This window comes from Nonomuraea aurantiaca (assembly GCF_020215705.1).
Taxonomy (GTDB): Bacteria; Actinomycetota; Actinomycetes; order Streptosporangiales; family Streptosporangiaceae; genus Nonomuraea; species Nonomuraea aurantiaca.
In genome coordinates this window covers 319,404-337,849 of sequence record NZ_JAIWNB010000007.1, presented here as the reverse complement: position 1 = coordinate 337,849, position 18,446 = coordinate 319,404, and the positions used below count along the sequence as shown (strand labels likewise).

General features: G+C 70.2%; 19 protein-coding genes. 8 read left to right on the top strand and 11 right to left on the bottom strand.

Annotation, left to right across the window (positions count from 1 at the left end; genetic code table 11):
• Positions 1-20 precede the first annotated feature (20 nt).
• Positions 21-653, top strand: a complete 633-nt coding sequence (locus tag LDL49_RS19660) for a DUF47 domain-containing protein (protein ID WP_225292542.1) — start codon at positions 21-23, stop codon at positions 651-653.
• Between the two features lie 26 nt (positions 654-679).
• On the top strand, positions 680-1,135 hold the full coding sequence (locus LDL49_RS19655; protein WP_225292541.1) for an NUDIX hydrolase: 456 nt from the start codon (positions 680-682) through the stop codon (positions 1,133-1,135).
• 42 nt (positions 1,136-1,177) lie between these two features.
• Here the strand turns inward: LDL49_RS19655 and LDL49_RS19650 are convergent, their stop codons facing one another.
• The 7 genes from LDL49_RS19650 to LDL49_RS19620 all read right to left on the bottom strand — a co-directional run bounded on the left by LDL49_RS19650 (position 1,178) and on the right by LDL49_RS19620 (position 8,753).
• On the bottom strand, positions 1,178-1,921 hold the full coding sequence (locus LDL49_RS19650; protein ID WP_225292540.1) for an MBL fold metallo-hydrolase: 744 nt from the start codon (positions 1,919-1,921) through the stop codon (positions 1,178-1,180).
• Positions 1,922-1,942: 21 nt separating this feature from the next.
• The gene (locus tag LDL49_RS19645; RefSeq protein ID WP_225292539.1) at positions 1,943-2,725 is read right to left on the bottom strand and encodes a hypothetical protein; all 783 of its coding nucleotides are present in this window, start codon (positions 2,723-2,725) and stop codon (positions 1,943-1,945) included.
• A gap of 91 nt (positions 2,726-2,816) precedes the next feature.
• Positions 2,817-3,272 carry a hypothetical protein gene (locus tag LDL49_RS19640; protein WP_225292538.1) on the bottom strand — a complete coding sequence of 152 codons (456 nt, stop codon included), beginning with the start codon at positions 3,270-3,272 and terminating at the stop codon, positions 2,817-2,819.
• A gap of 25 nt (positions 3,273-3,297) precedes the next feature.
• Entirely contained in the window at positions 3,298-5,037 is a 1,740-nt protein-coding gene (locus LDL49_RS19635) for a tetratricopeptide repeat protein (RefSeq protein WP_225292537.1), read from the bottom strand.
• A 196-nt stretch (positions 5,038-5,233) separates the two neighbouring features.
• A complete protein-coding gene (locus tag LDL49_RS19630; protein ID WP_225292536.1) occupies positions 5,234-6,481 on the bottom strand; it encodes a DMT family transporter in 1,248 nt (415 codons plus the stop codon).
• A 227-nt stretch (positions 6,482-6,708) separates the two neighbouring features.
• On the bottom strand, positions 6,709-7,230 hold the full coding sequence (locus tag LDL49_RS19625; RefSeq protein WP_225292535.1) for a GNAT family N-acetyltransferase: 522 nt from the start codon (positions 7,228-7,230) through the stop codon (positions 6,709-6,711).
• Entirely contained in the window at positions 7,227-8,753 is a 1,527-nt protein-coding gene (locus LDL49_RS19620) for an NsdA family TPR-like regulatory protein (protein ID WP_225292534.1), read from the bottom strand. Before LDL49_RS19620 ends, LDL49_RS19625 begins: the two co-directional genes overlap by 4 nt.
• Before the next feature lie 302 nt (positions 8,754-9,055).
• Here LDL49_RS19620 and LDL49_RS19615 point away from each other — a divergent pair, with 302 nt between their 5' ends.
• From LDL49_RS19615 to LDL49_RS19600, 4 genes are all read left to right on the top strand, one after another.
• Positions 9,056-9,340 carry a hypothetical protein gene (locus LDL49_RS19615; protein WP_225292533.1) on the top strand — a complete coding sequence of 95 codons (285 nt, stop codon included), beginning with the start codon at positions 9,056-9,058 and terminating at the stop codon, positions 9,338-9,340.
• A 494-nt stretch (positions 9,341-9,834) separates the two neighbouring features.
• Positions 9,835-10,764, top strand: a complete 930-nt coding sequence (locus tag LDL49_RS19610) for a mechanosensitive ion channel family protein (RefSeq protein ID WP_225292532.1) — start codon at positions 9,835-9,837, stop codon at positions 10,762-10,764.
• 9 nt (positions 10,765-10,773) lie between these two features.
• Entirely contained in the window at positions 10,774-11,154 is a 381-nt protein-coding gene (locus LDL49_RS19605; RefSeq protein WP_225292531.1) for a globin, read from the top strand.
• A gap of 16 nt (positions 11,155-11,170) precedes the next feature.
• Entirely contained in the window at positions 11,171-12,679 is a 1,509-nt protein-coding gene (locus LDL49_RS19600; RefSeq protein WP_225292530.1) for a glycoside hydrolase family 13 protein, read from the top strand.
• Between the two features lie 21 nt (positions 12,680-12,700).
• On the opposite strand, the gene LDL49_RS19595 is transcribed toward LDL49_RS19600, so the two are convergent.
• The 3 genes from LDL49_RS19595 to LDL49_RS19585 form a co-directional block, all read right to left on the bottom strand.
• Positions 12,701-13,891: an MFS transporter gene (locus LDL49_RS19595; RefSeq protein WP_225292529.1), complete on the bottom strand. Its 1,191-nt coding sequence runs from the start codon at positions 13,889-13,891 to the stop codon at positions 12,701-12,703.
• Complete coding sequence (locus LDL49_RS19590; RefSeq protein ID WP_225292528.1) at positions 13,888-14,268, bottom strand: acyl-CoA thioesterase; 381 nt, start codon at positions 14,266-14,268, stop codon at positions 13,888-13,890. Before LDL49_RS19590 ends, LDL49_RS19595 begins: the two co-directional genes overlap by 4 nt.
• Positions 14,269-14,333: 65 nt before the next feature.
• On the bottom strand, positions 14,334-15,509 hold the full coding sequence (locus LDL49_RS19585; RefSeq protein ID WP_225292527.1) for an MFS transporter: 1,176 nt from the start codon (positions 15,507-15,509) through the stop codon (positions 14,334-14,336).
• Positions 15,510-15,603: 94 nt separating this feature from the next.
• On the opposite strand from LDL49_RS19585, the gene LDL49_RS19580 reads away from it, so the two are divergent.
• Positions 15,604-16,509 carry an SDR family oxidoreductase gene (locus LDL49_RS19580; protein WP_225292526.1) on the top strand — a complete coding sequence of 302 codons (906 nt, stop codon included), beginning with the start codon at positions 15,604-15,606 and terminating at the stop codon, positions 16,507-16,509.
• 61 nt (positions 16,510-16,570) lie between these two features.
• Here the strand turns inward: LDL49_RS19580 and LDL49_RS19575 are convergent, their stop codons facing one another.
• A complete protein-coding gene (locus tag LDL49_RS19575; RefSeq protein WP_225292525.1) occupies positions 16,571-17,182 on the bottom strand; it encodes a TetR/AcrR family transcriptional regulator in 612 nt (203 codons plus the stop codon).
• Between the two features lie 98 nt (positions 17,183-17,280).
• On the opposite strand from LDL49_RS19575, the gene LDL49_RS19570 reads away from it, so the two are divergent.
• Complete coding sequence (locus LDL49_RS19570) at positions 17,281-18,435, top strand: acyl-CoA dehydrogenase family protein (protein WP_225292524.1); 1,155 nt, start codon at positions 17,281-17,283, stop codon at positions 18,433-18,435.
• Positions 18,436-18,446: the final 11 nt, after the last annotated feature.

The following is an 18,446-nucleotide window of genomic DNA, read 5'->3' as shown; positions in this document are numbered from 1 at the left end:
TCGCGGCGGGCCCAGACGCTATGAAGCGGCTGCGGCGGGCGCAAGCGCTGCTGTCGGGACGCATGGACAGCGCGCTCACCGAGGCCCTGCTCGGCCAGCTGTCGGCGACCAAGGAGGGCGCCTGGCTGGCGATGGCCATGATCGGCGGGGAGGTGGGCCGGACGGGCGCGCACGAGAAGATGAGGGTGATCGAGCACCTCGGCGACCAGGAGCGGCGCACCCTGGTGGAGGAGCTCAGGTCGGCCCTGGTCACCCCGATCGACCGGGAGGACCTCTACCGCCTCTCCCGCTCGATCGACGACGTCCTGGACTCGCTGCGCGACTTCGTACGGGAGTCGCACCTCTATCGGGTGCCGGACCAGCTCCGCTTCGCACCGCTGCTCGACCAGGTCATCGAGGGCATCGACGCCCTGGAGAACGCCGTCCGCGACCTCGCCTCCCGCCCCTCGGCCGTGCTCCATGACGCGCTGGAGGCGAAGAAGACCGGCAGGTCCATCAGGCGCATGTACCAGTACGAGATCGCCCGCATCTTCTCGGGCGAGCTGACCTCCGACGCGATGAAGCAGCGCGAGCTGGTGCGCCGCCTGGAGATCGTCGGCATGGCCATCGGCGAGGCCGCCGACGCCATCGCCGACGGCTCCATGAAACGCTGACCGCGGCAGCGGCGTGAGGAGGATCCATGGAGTCCCACCAGATCGGCAACGACCGTCCGGCCGCGCGGGTGGTCTGCGTGGACGCCGAGGGCCGGGTGCTGCTCGTGCGGTGGCATGACCACGTCAGTGGTGAGGCGATCTGGGAGCCGCCGGGTGGCGGGATCGATCCCGGCGAGACGCCCCTGGAAGCGGCCGCCCGGGAGCTGACCGAGGAGACCGGCCTGCCGGGGTCGGCGGTGCGTGATCAGTGGGTGCCCGTCCATCGGGACTTCACCTGGCTCGGTGTGCGGTATGTGAAGACCGAGCCGTTCTACCTGGCCTGTTTCCCCGGGAAAGCCCCCGAGGTGGATCCCGGTGAGCTCACGGACGAGGAGGCACGGGCCTACCTCGGCTACCGGTGGTTCGCCGCCGACGAGCTGCCGGACGAACTCCAGCCGCCCGAGCTGGCCGAGGTGATCGCCAAGCTGACGGGACCGGCCTGACAGCGTGGGGCAGCTCGTGACCACGAGCGGCCTGACGCTCGCTCACAGGTCCAGGGTGAGGCCGCCCGTGGCCACGGCCAGTTCGCCGTCATACGTCCTGGCGGCCGCCGCCAGCGCGGGCTCGGGCGGGGTGTCAGGCCACAGGTGGGTGAGCACCAGCCGGGCCACACCGGCGCGAGCCGCCGTACGACCCGCGTCGAGGGCGCTCGACAGGTAGGGGGCGTCCTCGTCGGGCACCCGTTCGGGATAGGTCGCCTCCGCCAGCAGCACGTCGGCGTCCCGGGCCAGCTCGGCCAGCTCGGGAGCGGGCCCGGTGTCTCCCGTATACGCGACCACCCGGCCGCCACCGGTCAGCCGGAGCCCCGCGTTGGGCACATGGTGCGGGAGCGACCAGGTGTCCAGGCGGAAGGGCCCGATCTCGTACGGCTTGCCGGGAGCCAGGTCGTACGACACGAAGCTGCCGGCCAGCATGCGAGCTTTGTCCAGCGCGAGCACGGCGGTGAGGGCCTCAGGCGGCGCGTACACCGGCAGCGCGGCCGGCGGCGCGTCTCCCAGGGCGCGGGCCCGCAGGAGGGGGTTCAGGTCGGCGCAGTGGTCGGGGTGGCCATGCGTGACCAGCACCGCGTCGATCTCCTCGGCGGCCGTCGACATCAACAGCCTGGGCAGGGTGGCGTAACCGGGATCGATCAGCACCCGGAAACCGTCGTGCTCGACCAGGTAGCCGCTGCACGCCTGCCCGGCCGCCGGCCATGCCCCGCAGCCGCCCAGCACCGTGATTCTCACCATGAACAGGGAAATATAGCGGGCTCAGGACGGGTGGCGATGACCCAGCTCCGTCAGCGTGGTCAGCATCAGCCCGCGCAGCAGCTCCCCCGCCACCTTCTCGTGCTCGCCCTCCACCGGCAGCCCTTCGGTCACCCGAGCCGCGTAGATCTCCCGCTCCCCCGGGTCGGTGTAGGGCTGCGCCGTCATCCCCACCACGACCGTCGCCCGAGTGCCGCCCCTGGGGAGCACCGCCACGGCGTGCGTGCGCAGGCATGTCTCGTCCGGCGCGCCGTACCAGCCGCACTTGACCCCGGCCTCCGGCGAGCCGAGCGCCTCGCGGGCGCCGAACGCCTGCTGGCCCGTGACCTCGCGCATCCAGTCGAGGACCGTGCCCGCCACCGGGTCGCCGGCGGCGGCGGTCTGGGCGAGCGCCGCGTAGGCGGTGGCGACCTCGTCGGCCGCCACCTCGACCGAGCCGAAGCGCGACGGATCCCCGTTGGGCGGCGCCCAGACGACGCCCGTGCGCTGGTAGATGTCGTCCAGGATGACCCGCGGCCCGACCGCGAGCCAGAGGTTGAGCGTGTCGGCGTTGGACGAGACGACCACCGCAGGCTCGGCGTGGCGGCGCCAGCGCTCGGCGTCGGGGATGTGCGCGGCCGCCACCCACGCGTACAGCGGCTTGAGCAGCGAGGCGCAGCGCAGCCGGGCCAGGCCGGAGCGGACGCTCACCGTGCGGGCGGGCGGGCCGCCGTAGCCGCGCCTGATGCCCGCCGCCTGAGCGCTGGCTCCTTCCTGGAGGTCGCGCAACAGCTCGTCAAAGGCCACGGGTCCCACCGTAGCCCCAGGAGGGGCTCTGCCAGCGCCCTTCGTGCCACTCCGCGCCCGGCGGGTCGCCGGAAAACCCGCCGGCGCCGGGTCAAGGTCCGCGCCACCACCAGGACACCGCGATCGCGACGAACACCAGAGCCGGGACGCCGAGCGACACGAGCAGCCGCCTGCCCTTGGCGACCTCCGTGTCCGTCGCGAAGGCCGCCAAGGCACCCGCCATCGCGAACGCCACCGCCGACATCACCACGTGGGCGAACCTGGACGACGAGGACGGGAGCACCTCGCCCGCCACCCTGAAGACCACCAGCATGGCGGCCGTCACCCAGGCCACGCGGAAGCCCGGCCGTACCTCCACCCGGTTGAGCACCACGACCGACAGGGCGAACGTGCCCACGGTGATCGCCAGGAGGGTGCCGAGCGCCGGAGGTATGCAGTTCCACTCCTCGCAGCCGACGGCCGTCCACCCGATGCGGGCGGTGGCCCACCAGAGAACGCCCAAGGCCGCGTAGACCGCCGCCGCCCTGGCCGCTCGTTGCTTCGGCATCCCTACATCCTGGCCGATGCCCTGCCTAATCGCGGATGCCCTGAACGCTGCCCGACCGCAGACGGGCCGCCCGCTCGTCGTCGGCCGCCGCCTCGGCCGGGTGGCCGAGGGCGCGATGGACCACGGCGCGGTTGTCGTAGAGGGTCGGCTGGTGGGCTTCGAGGGTGATGGCCTGCGTCAGGTCGGCCAGCGCGCCCACCCAGTCCCCCGCCTCGTAGCGCAGCACGCCGCGGTTGCCCCAGGCCGACGCCAGCTCGGGAGCCGCGCCGACCGCCAGGTCCAGCGCCCGGCGGGCCTCGCCCAGCCGGCCGGCCGCGGTCTCCAGCTGACCCAGCACGACCAGCAGGTACGGATTGCCCGGCGACTGGCCCAGCCCGACCGTCACGTCGGCCCTGGCCTCCTCGTCCCGCTCCAGCATGGCCAGCAGGCCCGCCCGGTTGATGTAGGCGTCGAGGTAGTCCGGGTCCAGCTCGATCACCCGGCCGAGGTCCATGAGGGCGCCACCGAGGTCGTCCCGTACGACGCGCAGCTCGGCCCGGTTGTAGTGCGCCTCGGGCAGCGGCGGCCCGACCTCCATCGCCCACTCGTAGTCGGCCAGCGCCTCCCCGTGCCGCCCGAGCCGGTAGAGCAGGTTGCCGCGGTCGAGGTAGTAGTCGGGGAACATCGGATCGATCGCGATGGCCGCACCGTACTCCTCCAGCGCCTCCTTGACCCGCCCGAGCGTGGCCAGCAGCTGGGCACGGTTGGCCAGCAGCACCATCCGGTGCACCGGGTGCCGCTCACCCAGCTCGCGGGCCAGGTCGATGGCGGAGTCCACCAGGGCGAGCGCGGCCTCGGGACGGCCCTGCCGCAGCTCGATCAGCGCGAGCCCGTTGCGGTCGAAGCCGAGCTTGAAGGCGCGTTCCATGGGGTCGGGCAGCAGGCTGGAGATGGCTATCGCCTGGTTGATCCAGCCCGTGGCCCGGCCCAGGTCGCGCTGGGCGGCGTCGGGGTGGCGGGCGTCGAGCATGGCGGTGCCGTAGGCGCTGGCGGAGTGGACGGCGGGATCCTGGCTGGAGCGGCGGGCGGCCTCCCACAGCACGCGGGCCTCGAGCGTCTGGCCGAGCGCGCCGAGCGCGGTCGCGGTGCGCTGCGCGAAGAGCCACCACCGCCGACTGCCGGGCTCGGTGCGCGCGAGGCCGAGCTGGCCCAGCTCGACCAGCGCGTGCAGGAAGCCCTCCCTCGTGCAGTGGTCGACGAGCTCCCACAGCTCGTCGGCATCGCGCGATTCCTCGGGGGGCTCCGGCCCGCCGGAGTAGACCATGATCGTCAGGATGTCCGGCGGGATCCTGCGCATCAGCACGTCGAGCAGTTCGGCGTCGGTGGGATCGACGGCGTCGGCGTTGCACACCGCCAGGGCGCGACCGGGCGGCACCACCGCGCGGACGAACTCCGCGATCCCGTTGGCCAGCCGCAGTGAGCGGCGCGGCGCGGGCACCAGAATGCGCTCGTCCTCGGACAGGCTCGCGTCCAGAGCCATCCTGCGGAGGGGTACCCGGTCGCACAGACCGGGTGCCACTGCTTGGATCTCGATGTCATGGGCCGCCACGAGATCCTTGGAGCTGTCCAAGGCGGCCGGGACCAGGTGGTGCAGCAGCGCGGATCCGACGGTGTAGGGGCCCAGGGGCCGTCTGTGCCCGTCGATCAACGGCATCAGCAGGTGTACGGCCTCCCATCGGTCGGGCGGGCCCCCCTGAGCCCTGAGATGGGACCTTCCCTCGATCACCCCTTATGTATGACGCTGGAGGTCCCGGCGAGCCTCGCGGTGCCAGGCTTGCGGACGACGATGCGCTTCATGATGAACCTCTCACTTTTGGGTTTATTCACCACTATCGGACACCTCAGCGAATATCAAGTTTTCTGGCGAATAAGTGAGCGGTCAATCAATAAGAACCGCTTGTTTTTTGACTGCGATTACTGGCCTATTGGGACCGAAACCAGCGGGAGATTGACACCGACCTCTTCTGTCCAGATTCCTCGACCAACGCGCACAAACATCGGCCGACGAGACCGTCCGATGGGCAACCGTCGTGAGAAAGGTTCTTCGCTCTGACGATGTTGGTGGCCTGCTCGATCAACCGATCGAGGCTGGGCTCCCTCGTCCCCTTGTGCGACCGGACGTTCCACGGGCACGCCTCGGGACGCGCACAGGCGGTCTTGGCGGGGTACGACACAGCGCGCCGCTCCAGCTTCAGCGGATCGTCCCGCTTGGTCTTCAGGTCGGCCAGCACCCTCCTGGCCTTCCTGGTCACCACGGCCAGGGCCCGGTCCCCCATGTCTCGCGGCGAGCCCCTGCCGGGCACGGCCAGCAGCATCGCGGCCGCCATCAGCCCGCCGCCCACGATCATGCTCAGGCCCACCTGCTCGTGGAACCAGATCACCGCGATCGCCGTCACCCAGAGTGGCTGGGACGACATCAGCACGGCGCTGGGGATGGCCGGGACGTGCGCCTGGCCGTACGAGCGGGCCAGGAAGCCCAGAGCGCACGAGACGACGGAGAGGTGGGCGAGTATCCCCCAGTCGGAGAGGGTGGCGGGCACCGCGATCCCGTCGCGCACGGCCAGCACCCCGGCCATGGCGCCGATCGTGGCGAGCTGGATGACGGTGAGCGCGTAGGCGTCGAAGACCTTCTCGCCGCCCGAGAGCCGCGAGAGGTACAGCGTGTGGCCGGAGTAGAGGGCGGCGGCACCGAGCGTCACCCCGAGCGCGAGCAAGGAGATCTCCCGGTCCTCCGCGCCGCGCATCAACGTGAATACGGTCATGCCGGCCAAGGCGAGTCCCACGCCCGCCCAGACCCGGTGGAGCACTTTGGCCCGGAACACCACCAGGGCCAGGATCGGGGTGATGACCACGTTGCACCCGACGGCGAACCCCGACACCGCCGATGGGAGGCTGTCGAGCGCGATGGCCTGGGCGCACTGCCCGACGCCGAACATGGCCCCCAGGATGACCCCGTTGACCCAGGTCCCCCGTGACAGGCGCCGGAGGCTGCGCGGCCGGAGCAGGAGCAGGGTGAGCGCCGCGAGGAGGTAGCGCTCGGCGAGCAGATCCTCGACGGGTAACCGAAGGATGAGATCTTTCATCAGCGGGAACGCCGACCCCCACGCGGCGCTGACGAACAACAGGAGCACGGCTCCCAGGAGGGGCCGGGGAGCGGGCACAACGGCCATGCCAAAAAGCATCTCACTACAATCAGCAGCCATCGGTGTACAGGCAGCAGCCGGTGATGTTCCTCTACCACCGAGAAGAACGAGCCTCACCCGCGGGTGCGTACATCCCTATCCGCAGGAGTCTCCAGGGCACCATTTCCCTCACCTCCGCTCGCCCGGCTCGGCCGCGCGACTACGGAGTGTGCCTGCCCGCACACTTCGGCCCGGGCAGGCACGGGGTTATGGCACTACGATTCGAGCGCGTCGGCGGACTCGACGACCCGCCGGTGGTCACCCTCCTGCGGCACAAGGCGCTTCTCGCCATAGACGACGACGAGGTCACCGACCTGCCGCCGGGCGATCTCCCGCCAGCCGTGGCGCTCGTACAGCGCCAGGGCGGCCCCCTGGTTGAGGGTCGTGTCTCCGCGGACGCGGTGGAAGCCCAGCTCCACCGCCCGTTTCTCCAGGGCCCGCAGCATGGTGGCGCCGAACCCGCGTCGCTGGAAGTCCGGATGGACCCGCAGCCGGCACACCTCGGCCGTCTCCGAGTCGATGGGTCTCAGGCCGCCCATGGCCACGACCCGCGAGCCGAGCTCGCCGACGAGGAAGTCACCGCCGCACGCCAGGTAGAGCTCCTGGATGCGGGGGAAGTCGTCGTCGTAGTAAACACCGTCGCCCGGCGCCAGTCCCACCTCGGCGAGAGAGATCCGGTGCAGGGCGAGGATGGTGTCGAGGTCAGACCAACGATAACGTCGGATCTTCAGCTTCATGCACTCCCTTCCCCGGTGGCCAGCTCAGAAGGACGCAGTTCCTCCTGGAACGCGGCCAGGTCGGGATGATTCGCGTCGCGCGCCTTGATCGCCTGTGCGAGCGCGATAGCCGGGCGCATGATGAAATCGGTGCGGTATTCGGGACCGAGCAGGCGCATCGCCTCATGTCCCATGGCGATGGCCTCCCCGACGTCCCCCTCGATCAGGCGGCATTGTGCGCGGTCCAGCCTGATCAGCGTCTGGTCGATGATGTGATCCTGATATTTGTCGAGTGCCTGGTCGAGCACCACCTCGGCTTCGAGGGTCTGGCCGAGCTTCGTCAGCACGTCGCCCTGGTAGAAGTAGAGCTGCCGTTCGGTGTAGCCGAAGGCCATGTCCTCGCGCTCGTGCGACTTCATGTGCGAGAAGGCGTTCCTGGCCCGCGCCAGAGCGCGTTTGGCCTGGTCGACGACCTCTTTCTTGCTGTCGACGCCCGAGATCATGGCCAGCGCGCGGGCCTCGACGACCGGCGCCATGGCCTGCGCGGCGCACGGTGTCTGGCCGGCCAGGTCGCGGCTCTTCTTGGCCAGGTTGAGCGCCTCGCGGGCGTCGCCGTAGTAGAGCGGGACCAGCGCCTCGCGGGCCGTCACCCAGGCGCGCAGCGCGCGGTCGCCGGTCTCGTCGGCGGCCGTGCGGCCGGTACGGAAGAAGGAGCGGGCCAGCCGGTGGTCGCCGAGGTTGATCATGATCATGCCGCTCAGCCCGGAGAGCTGAGCGGCCATGCGACACAGGCGTTCCTGCAGGTCGATGGGCTGGCGGCAGGACATGGCGTTGTGGACGGCGCTGAGCTCGAGCAGCACGTCGCACAGCAGCCGCAGCGGCGCGGTGGTGGTGTATTGGCGCCCGAAGGCCAGCGTGGCCTCCTCCCACTGATCGAGCATGGCGGGAGAGACGGTGGCCGACACGAGCATGGCGTCCATCCGCCGCCTGATGCCCTCGCAGGCGCCCAGCACCTCGCCCTCGAACTTGGCGGTCTGGGTGCTGTTGTTCAGCAGCTTCAGCAGCGTGCGACGCAGGATGTTCTCGTCCTCCTCGTCGGAGGGGGCCGGCGTCGCCTTCTCCGGTGGCACCAGCAGCTCGCGCTGTGGGCTCGCGATGGAGGGCCGCTCCTTGACCTCGGCGGCGACCACCCCGGGCATCCGGTGACCGTGGCCGCAGATGCACGGACCCTCGTAGCCGAGGGCGCCCGGCTCGACCCGGTAGACCGAGCAGAGGTAGTGGAGATATTCGGGGCCGGGCCGTTTGAGCCCGCTCTCGTAGGCGGACAGCAGGGTTTCGCCGATGCCGGGCTGGGTCTTGCCGTCGCGCTCGAACAGGGCTCTGACCTGCTCGATGACGTCGGCCAGGGCGATGCCGTGCGAGAGGCGATGTCCCTTGATCCTGGTCGTGCCGAACTGGGGTCCACAGTGCTCGTGGATCTCCTCAGCGATCTGAGCGGAGGTGCGCCCGGTCGCGAGCCCTCTGGCCCGGATCCGCCGCGCCATCTCCGTCTCTCTGTGCTGCCTGCCGGACATCCCGGCCCCTCTCACGCAAGTCCCGTCGGTCCGAAACTGCTAACCGAGCGTAGCGATAAGGTCGCGCTGCGCCTACCAATGACTATGGCGCATTGCTGACGGGTTGGAAACGCCTTCATGAAGGTTCCGGTTAAGGATCGTCTTCCGGCGGACTGTTTCTTCCCCCCTATGAGGGACAACGGACTCCCCGTGAGCAGAAACCCCTCGTTGCGCACTCCGTTGACTTGAGTCATCTTTGGCCCACCAGCAACGATTCAAGGGAGGGACGAAAGGTGGGGGACGACAACTTCGGGCACCTGGAGCGTTTGGTGTCGGAACTCGACGCTCGCGGGTTGCTCGCACGAGTGGTTCGGACCCAGAACGGGCGGGTGTTCGTCCGGGTGATCAACCCGAACGCGACCAGTCTGACCGAGAGCGTCACCTGCCGGCCCATTGCGGTCGCCGAGCTTCCGGACTGGTGGTACTGCTGGTCCTGGGGTGAGCGCATGCATACGGCCGACGACCCGGCTGGTGCGGCGACCAAGGTCGCACGCGTACTCGCCGCCGTGGGGGAATGATGACGCGGTGGTCCGGGTGGAGCGCAGCCACCACGGCTCACCGCACCCATGGCGGCTTCTCGGAGCCGGCGGGGTGGCCGGTGCGGAGGGTCTCCTGCACGCCGCAGGGGCTCTGGCCATCCCGCCGGTTCCGCTTCTCGCGGGACTCGTGCTTGTACGGCCAGCCAGCCGTACACAGGAGATGCCCTCCAGGTCCGCCTGGAGGGTGTTCGGGGGACCCCTCCCGGAAACGGCTTGGGACATGCTTCCGGGTGTGTGTCCCAGCCGAGCCGTACGTCACCGGAGCGTCAGGCCTCGCCCTCCGCGGCCCAAGGGGCCTGACAACCCCGTCTTCCCCGGCGTGATGTGACTGCGGCCGGTTCGGTCGGCGGTATCTTTTTGAGCGTTCCGCTCGAAAAGTCCGTCGACCGAACCGCTTCCGGAAGGGGACCCCACCAGTGTTCCTGCTGGCACCGCCTACTACTCCTCCGCCGAGTCCGCTGGACCCGTCGAAGATGATCAGCGATGTGGGTGCGGCCTGCGAGAATGACAAGTTCCTCTGCGGGTTCCTGCAAGACTCCCTACCTGTAGGCTCCCTCGCCCCCATCGTCGCCACGCTCATCACGGTCGTCCTGATCCTGGTGCTCGCCCTCGTCGTGCGGAACATCGCCAAGCGCCTGATCACCCGGGTGGTCAGCCGCGCCGCCACCGGCACCTCGCTCACCGGCCGGTTCCGCAGGACCGGCGCCGCGACCGAGGGCATCGACGCCCTGCTCCACGAGCGCCGCAAGCAACGCGCCGAGACGATGGGCTCGGTGCTGCAGCACATCGCCTCGATCGTCATCATGGGCACCGCCGTGCTGACCGTGCTCGACCGGCTGACGATCCCCATCGCCCCCCTGCTCACCAGCGTCGGCATCCTCGGCGTGGCGATCGGCTTCGGCGCGCAGGAGCTGGTCAAGGACTTCATCGCGGGCATGTTCATGCTGCTGGAAGACCAGTACGGCGTGGGCGACGTGATCGACTCGGGAGCCGCGGTCGGCACCGTCGAGGCGGTCACCCTGCGCGTCACCAGGCTGCGTGACGCAGACGGCCGCGTCTGGTACATCCGCAACGGCACCATCACCCGCATCGGCAACGAGTCGCAGGGCTGGTCGCGGGCCTACCTCGACGTCCCCGTCGCCTGGAACACCGACGTCACCACGGTCCGGGCCATCCTGGAGCACGTGGCCGAGGAGATCTGGGCCGACACCGACTTCCGCGAGACGCTCATCGTGGAGGAGCCCACCGTGGTCGGCGTGGAGCAGCTGTCCGACAGTTCGCTGGTGTTCCGGATCTCCGCCAAGACACTGCCGTCCAGGCAGGCGCAGGTCGCGCGGGAGCTCAGGCTCCAGGTCAAGTCCGCGCTCGACGCCGCGGGCATCCCCATGGTCGCCACCGCATAGGCTTGTACGGTGACTGAAACCTCCTTTTACGAGGCCGTCGGCGGCGAGGAGACCTTCCGGCGACTCGTACACCGCTTCTATGAGGGGATCGCGCAGGATCCGCTGCTGCTCCCGCTCTACCCGGAGGAAGACCTCACCGGGGCCGAAGACAGGTTGCGGGGGTTCCTCATCCAATACTGGGGTGGCCCCACCACCTACAGCCAGGAGCGCGGGCACCCGCGGCTGCGGATGCGGCACAACCCGTTCGTCATCGGCGAGGCCGAGCGCGACGCCTGGCTGCGGCACATGCACGACGCGGTCGAGTCGCTGGAGTTGCCGCAGGAACAGGAGACCAAGCTCTGGGACTACCTGGTCTACGCGGCGCACAGCATGGTGAACTCTCCGACATAGCGGGCATGACGGCCCCATGGACATCCCCTGGTGGCGTGATGCCGTCGTCTACGAGATCTATGTTCGCAGCTTCGCCGACGCCTCAGGAGACGGCGTCGGCGATCTGGCCGGAGTGCGTGAGCACCTGCCCTACCTGGCGGAGCTCGGCGTCGACGCGATCTGGCTGACTCCCTTCTATCCGTCGCCGATGGCCGACGGCGGCTACGACGTGGCCGACTACCGCGGCGTCGACCCGCTGTTCGGGACGCTGGACGACTTCGAGTCGCTGGTCACCGACGCGCACCGGCTCGGCCTGAAGGTCCTCGTGGACGTGGTGCCCAACCACAGCTCCTCGGAGCACCCCTGGTTCCAGGCCGCGCTGCGCGGCGAGCACCGCGACCGCTACATCTTCCGCGCCGAGCCGAACAACTGGCAGTCCACCTTCAGCGGCCCGGCCTGGACGAAGCTGCCGGACGGGCAGTATTACCTGCATCTGTTCGCCCCCGGCCAGCCGGACTTCAACTGGCGCAACCCCGAGATCCACCGGGAGTTCCTCGACATCCTGCGGTTCTGGCTCGACCGGGGTGTCGACGGGTTCCGCATCGACGTGGCGATGGGCCTGTACAAGGCGAAAGGGCTGCCCGACATCCAGGACCAGTCGTTCAAGTCGGTCTCGCCGATCTGGGGCCAGCCAGAGGTGCACGAGGTCTACCGGTCCTGGCGCAAGCTGCTCGACGGCTATCCCGGCGAGCGCATGGCGGTGGGCGAGGTGTGGACGGACAGCTCCGAGGACCTGGCGCTCTACGTGCGCCCCGACGAGTTGCAGCAGAGCTTCAACTTCGCCTGGCTGCAGGCGCCCTGGTCATCGACCGCGTTCAAGAAGGTCATCGACGACACGCTGGCCGCGGTCCCGTTCGCCACGTGGGTGCTGTCCAACCACGACGTCGTACGGCACCGCACCCGCTACGACACCGCCGATCCGGGCACGGGACTGATGCGGGCCAAGGCGGCGTTGCTCACGATGCTGGCCCTCCCCGGGTCGGCATATCTCTACCAGGGGGAGGAACTTGGCCTCCCCGAGGTGAAGGATCTTCCCCCGGAGGCGCGGCAGGACCCGGTCTTCATCCAGTCGAAGGGCGAGCTGGTCGGCCGCGACGGCTGCCGGGTGCCGCTGCCGTGGTCGGCAGACGGCGCGTCCTACGGGTTCTCTCCCGACGGGGTGGCGCCGTGGCTGCCGCAGCCGGCCACGTTCGCGGCGCTCAGCGCGGCGACCCAGGCCGGCGATCCGGGATCGACGCTGACCTTCTACCGCCGGGCCCTGGCCTGCCGCCGTGAGCTGGTGGGGTCGCTGCCCTACACGCTGGAGTGGCTGGACTCCCCCGAAGGCGCGCTCTTCTTCACTCGCGGGTCCTTGATCTGCGCACTCAACTGCGGCACCGAGCCGGTGCGGCTGCCGTCGCACGGCGGGGTCCTGCTGCCCAGCGGGCCGCTCGACGGCGACCTGCTGCCGCCCGACACCGCAGTCTGGCTACGTACGTCATCCTGAGACCGTCTTCTGGGGCGTGCGTCATCCTGACGGCTGGGACGCCTCCGGCTCCGCGGTGGCGTGGCGCTCGCCGCGGGTGGGGATGACGGGCAGCGAGATCAGCGCGCACGCCAGCCCCGCCGCGAACCCGGCCCAGTAGCCCGTGGCCGTGATCAGCAGTCCGGCCAGCGGCGTGACGACGAGGGAGACGACGTTCTGGATGGTGTTGTGGGTGCCCAGCACCCGCCCCGCCCATCCGGGGCCGGCGAGCTCGCCCGCCGAGAGGTAGGCGAGCCCGTTCCCCGCCACGGTGATCACCGCGGCCAGCGCCAGCATGGCCGGGCCGAGCCAGGATGCGGTGACCGCGCCCAGCACCAGCAGGGCCAGCACGGCCAGCGAGCCGAAGGTCAGCAGCCGCAGCGGCGCCATCCGCAGACCGCTCCGGTCGGACCAGCGGCCGACCGCGATACGTATCGCCGCGCCGCCGATGGCCGCCACGCCGAAGAGCTGTCCCGCCTGTACGCCGTCCCAGCCGTAGACGCCGACCAGGCAGGCCACGCCGTACGTGCTGACGACGATCTGGGGCACCACGTGCAACGCGCTGGTCGCGTGCACCCGCCAGAGCGCGGGCTGCCGGTACGGCGAGGCGGCCGGTGCCGTACGCGCGCCCGAGATCGCGTGCGGCGGCTCGGCCAGGAAGAGGGCGGCCAGCACGGCGGCGAGCAGGCTGACTCCGGCGCAGACGATGAACACGCCCGAGATGCCGTGGGCCCGCGCGATCGGCGGCAGGACGAACGCCGCGACGGCCATGCCGAGGGTGTAGGAGACCTGGCGCAGGCCCATCGCGACGCCGCGCTCCGGCGGCTCGAACCAGCGCAGCACGATCCGGCCGCCGCCGACCATGGCCGCCGACCCCATGGCCCCGGCCAGGGCGAGCAGCGGGACCACCGCCCAGATCTCGGTCACGAAGGCCAAGGCGGCGAACAGCACGGCGGCCAGCCCGACGCCGACACCGAGTACCAGCCGCTCGCCCCGCCGGTCGGCCAGCATGCCCCAGGCGACCAGGGACAGCAGGATGCCGAAGCCGGGAGCGTTGCCGATGACCCCGGCGACCGGCAGCGAGACACCGAAATATCGCTGGATATCCGGCATGACGAGCGGCAGGCCGAACAGCCCCAGCGTGACGCAGGCGTGCGCGTTGACCCCCAGCCCGAGCATCAGCCAGCGCCTCATGCCGACATGAACCGCCGCAGGTAGCCGAGTTCGTCGGAGGTGAGCCTGCGCGGCGCGGCACGTTCGACGTCGTAGGCGACGATCACCGAGGTGGCCCGGACGAACAGCTCGTCGTCGTCGCGGATCTCGTACTCCAGCGTGAACCGGACCGGCCTGATCTCCGTCACCCAGGTCTCCACCCGGACCGGCTCGGGGCGGAAGCCGAGCGGGCGCAGGTAGTCGATCTCGTGACGGGAGACGACGAGTCCTTTGAAGGGGGCGTCGCCCGCCTTGTACGGATCGATGTGGAGCATCCCCAGCCGGGCGTCCTCCAGATAGTCGAAGAAGCGGACGTTGTTCACATGCCCAAGTGAGTCGATGTCCGCAAATCTCACCATTCGGGGGAAGATATGCCGCTGGGCGAGGGAATGTTCAACCACGCAGGCCACCGTACCCGTCCCGGTCAGGTGGCCTTGCTCCGGGCCGTGCAGGCCAGCACCGTCAGGACCGAGATCGCGACCGTGCACCCGAGGGCCCACCGGTAGCCGGTGACGAGCTGCTCGACCGCGAGGCCGGAGACCCGCGAGAGCGTGCCTGCGAAGACCCGGTCGTGCAGCGCGGCGGGCAGCGGCGCGGTGATGATGGACAGCGTCAGCGCGGTGCCCACGACCACGCCGGTGTTCTGCAGCATGAGCCGCATCGCGTTGACGATGCCCAGCCGGTTCGAGGGCAGCCCGTCCAGGATCGCGGTGGTGTTGGAGGGCAGGAACACCCCCGAGCCGAGTCCGATGAGCACCAGCGCGAGCGCGACCGTGGCGTACGGGACACGCGACGAGATCGTGCAGAGCAGGAGTAACAGCCCGGCGGTGGTCGTGGCCGCCCCGGCGACCGCGAGCGCGCGCGGGCTCAGCCGGCGCTGCAGCAGGCCCGAGCCCGCCGAGCCGATCATCCCCGCGGCGGCCAGCGGCAGCACCTTCAGCCCGGCCCGCACCGGGTCGTCGCCGCGCACGGCTTGGAAGTAGAGCGCCAGGAGGAACACCAGCCCGACGCGGGCGACGGAGTTGAGGAAGGACGCCAGCGTGCCGAAGGCGAAGCCGCGGTCCCGGAACAGGCCGATGTCCACGACCGGATGGGCGGCCCTGAGCTCCCTGAACACGAACAGCGGCAGACCCAGCACGAAGGCGGCCAGCCCGGCGAGGATCAGCGGGTGGGCCCAGCCGAGCCTGGTCACCTCCGACAGCGCGAGCAGCAGCCCGCCCAGGGTGACCAGGACGAGCACGTTGCCCGGCAGGTCGAGACCGCGATCGCGGCCGGCGGGCTCGACCCGTCGCAGCACGATCGCGCCCCACACCAGGCAGGCCAGGCCGAGCGGCACGTTGTACCAGAACACCCAGCGCCAGCCGAGGCGCTCGGCCAGGAAGCCGCCGAGGGTGGGACCGGCGAGCTGGGCGATGGAGAACGAGGCGACATAGACGCCCATCCCCTCACCGAGCCGCGAGCGGGGGAAGGCGTCCGTGACCAGGGCGGCGCTGTTGGTCAGCAGCATGGCGGCGCCGGCGGCCTGTAACACCCGCAGGGCGACGATCGTCCAGGCGTCCGGCGACAGTCCGGCCAGCAGCGCCGCGAACGTGTACACCACCGGGCGCACTGTCCTTTCTAGATTTCAATACTAGAATCTAGTTCGCATCGGCGAGCAGTCAAGGATCATCGGCAGGCAAGGATCGAGGTGTGACATGAGCGGGATCGTCGAGGGTCGCGTGGTGATCGTCACGGGCGCGGCCAGGGGCATCGGGCGCGGTCACGCGCTCGAGTTCGCCCGGCAGGGCGCGAAGGTCGTGGTCAACGACCTGGGCGCGGAGGTCGACGGCACGGGCTCGTCGGACGCCGCCGCCGCGGTGGTCGAGGAGATCGAGGCGCTGGGCGGGGAGGCGATCGTCAACGGCGAGGACGTCTCCGACTTCGACGGGGCGGCCCGGCTGGTCCAGGCGGCCGTCGACCGCTTCGGCGACCTGCACGTGCTGGTCAACAACGCGGGCATCCTGCGCGACCGGATGCTGGTCAACATGACGGCCGAGGAGTGGGACGCGGTCATCAGGGTGCACCTGCGCGGCACGTTCGCGCCGCTGCGCCACGCGGCGGCCTACTGGCGGGCCAAGGCCAAGGCCGGGGAGCGGGTGGACGCGCGGATCATCAACACCACCTCGTCCTCCGGCATCTACGGCAATCCGGGGCAGGGCAACTACGGCGCCGCGAAGGCCGGCATCGCGGGCCTGACCGTCATCGCGGCCAAGGAGCTGGAGCGCTACGGCGTGACCGTGAACGCGATCGCCCCGGCGGCGCTCACCCGCATGACGGAGAACCTCGCCCCGACCGGCGCCGGCTCATCGAGCGCCGACCCCGACGACATCGCGCCGCTGGTGGTCTGGCTGTCCAGCGCCGAGGCGAGGGGCATCACCGGGCGGGTGTTCAACGTGCGGGCGGGGGTGATCAGCGTGGCCGAGGGCTGGCACGCCGGTCCGGCCGTCGACAAGGGCGGCCGGTGGGACCCGGCCGAGCTGGGCGCGGTCATCCCGGCCCTGGTCGACAAGGCCGCGCCCAACGCGCTGACCAACGGCCAGATCCCCGGGCGGGAGAGCTGACCAACGGCGGTTTCCCCGAGCGGGAGGGCTGACCGTGGTGCGCCGCGTGTGGTCGGGGTGATCAGCCTTCTGCCGGCACCCTGAGCGGGTCGAGGCGGCGGATCAGCGTCATCGCCGCCTCGATCACCTCGCGGGCGGCGTCCTCGGTGTCGCTGGTGGCGACCTCGCGGGCCGCCTCGCCGATGACGCTGGTCAGCGCGGCGACGGTGAACCGGTCGAGCGGGTCGGCGCCCGCACCGAGCAGCACGGCGTTCTGGCGCACCCACTCCCGGCCCCGGGTGCGGCGGACCAGCTCGAAGCCCGGCGGCCCGTCACCGTCGATGAACAGCCGGACCAGGTCGCGCCGCTCCCACGCGCCCGCGAGGTAGGCCCGCGCCCCGGCGATGAGCAGCTCGACGGGGTCATGGACGCCTGCCTGCTTGGCCCGCGACACGCTGGCGGCCGCGGCCTCCTCGTGCGCCGCCTGGTGGTCCTCGTAGAGCGCGAGGAACAGCTCGGTCTTGCCGCCGAAGTGGTGGTAGAGGCTGCCGACGCTGGAGCCGGCGCGGGCCACGACCTCGGAGACGTTAGCCTCGGCGAAACCGTGCTCGCTGAAGACCTCGCGAGCCGCCGTCAGCATGCTCTGGCGGGTCTGGGCCGTACGGCTCCACTCCCACGACGACTTCCGTGCCATGCGTCCCATCGTACCGTGAATTCTAGAATTTGATTCTTGACAGGAGCGCGGCCCGACTGGCTTCCTAGAGGAACGTTCTAGAAATTGAGGAGGCGGTCATGGACTTCTCGCTCAGCGCCGAGGAGCGTCAGATCCGCGACACCGTACGCTCCTTCGTCGAGAAGGAGATCATGCCGCTGGAACCGGAGGTCCTGCGCAACGAGCGCGAGGGCCGCCCGGCGCTCGCCCCGGAGGTCCTCAGCGACCTGCGGGCCAGGGCGAGGAAGATGGGCTTCTGGGGGATCAACACCCCCGAGGAGTACGGCGGAGCCGCGCTGGGCCCGGTCATGTCCGCGATCATCGTCATGGAGCTGGGCAGGACCTTCGTCCCGTTCATGTTCGGCGGCAGCGCCGACAACATCCTCTACGCGGGCACCGCCGAGCAGCAGGCGCGTTACCTGCTCCCGACGATCGAGGGTGAGCGCCGCTCCTGCTTCGCGATCACCGAGCCGGGCGCGGGCTCCGACGCGCGCAACATCCGCACCCGCGCGGTCCGTGACGGCGCTGAGTGGATCATCAACGGCGAGAAGACGTTCATCACCGGCGGCAGCGAGGCCGACTTCGTCATGGTGTTCGCCGTGGCCGAGCCGTACGGCGTGACCTGTTTCCTGGTCGACCGCGAGATGGGCTGGACATCCGAGCCGATCCCGACCATGGGCGAATGGGGCCCGGCGTCGCTGGTGTTCCAGGACGTCCGGGTGCCGGAGGAGAACATCCTCGGCGAGCTGGGCAAGGGCTTCGAGCTGGCCATGCAGTGGATCGGCCAGGGCCGCTACATGATCCCGGCGCGGGCCATCGGCTCGGCCGAGCGCATGCTGGGGATGGCCATCGACTACGCCAAGATCCGCAAGTCGATGGGGCAGACGATCTCCGAGTACCAGGCGATCCAGTGGATGATCGCCGACTCGCAGGTGGAGATCGAGGCGGCCAAGTGGCTGACCCTGTACGCGGCCTGGCGGGTGCAGGAGGGCCTGGACGCCCGGCACGCCGCCTCGATCGCCAAGCTCAACGGCGCGGTCATGGCCAACCAGGTCGTGGACCGGGTGCTGCAGATCCACGGCGGCATGGGCTACACCAAGGAGCTGCCGATCGAACGCTGGTATCGCGAGCTGCGCCTGCTGCGCATCTTCGAGGGCACCGACGAGATCCAGCGCCGCACGATAGCCCGCAATCTGATCAAGGGTCACGCCCGCCTGGGCACTATCGGGGAGTGACCATTGGGGAG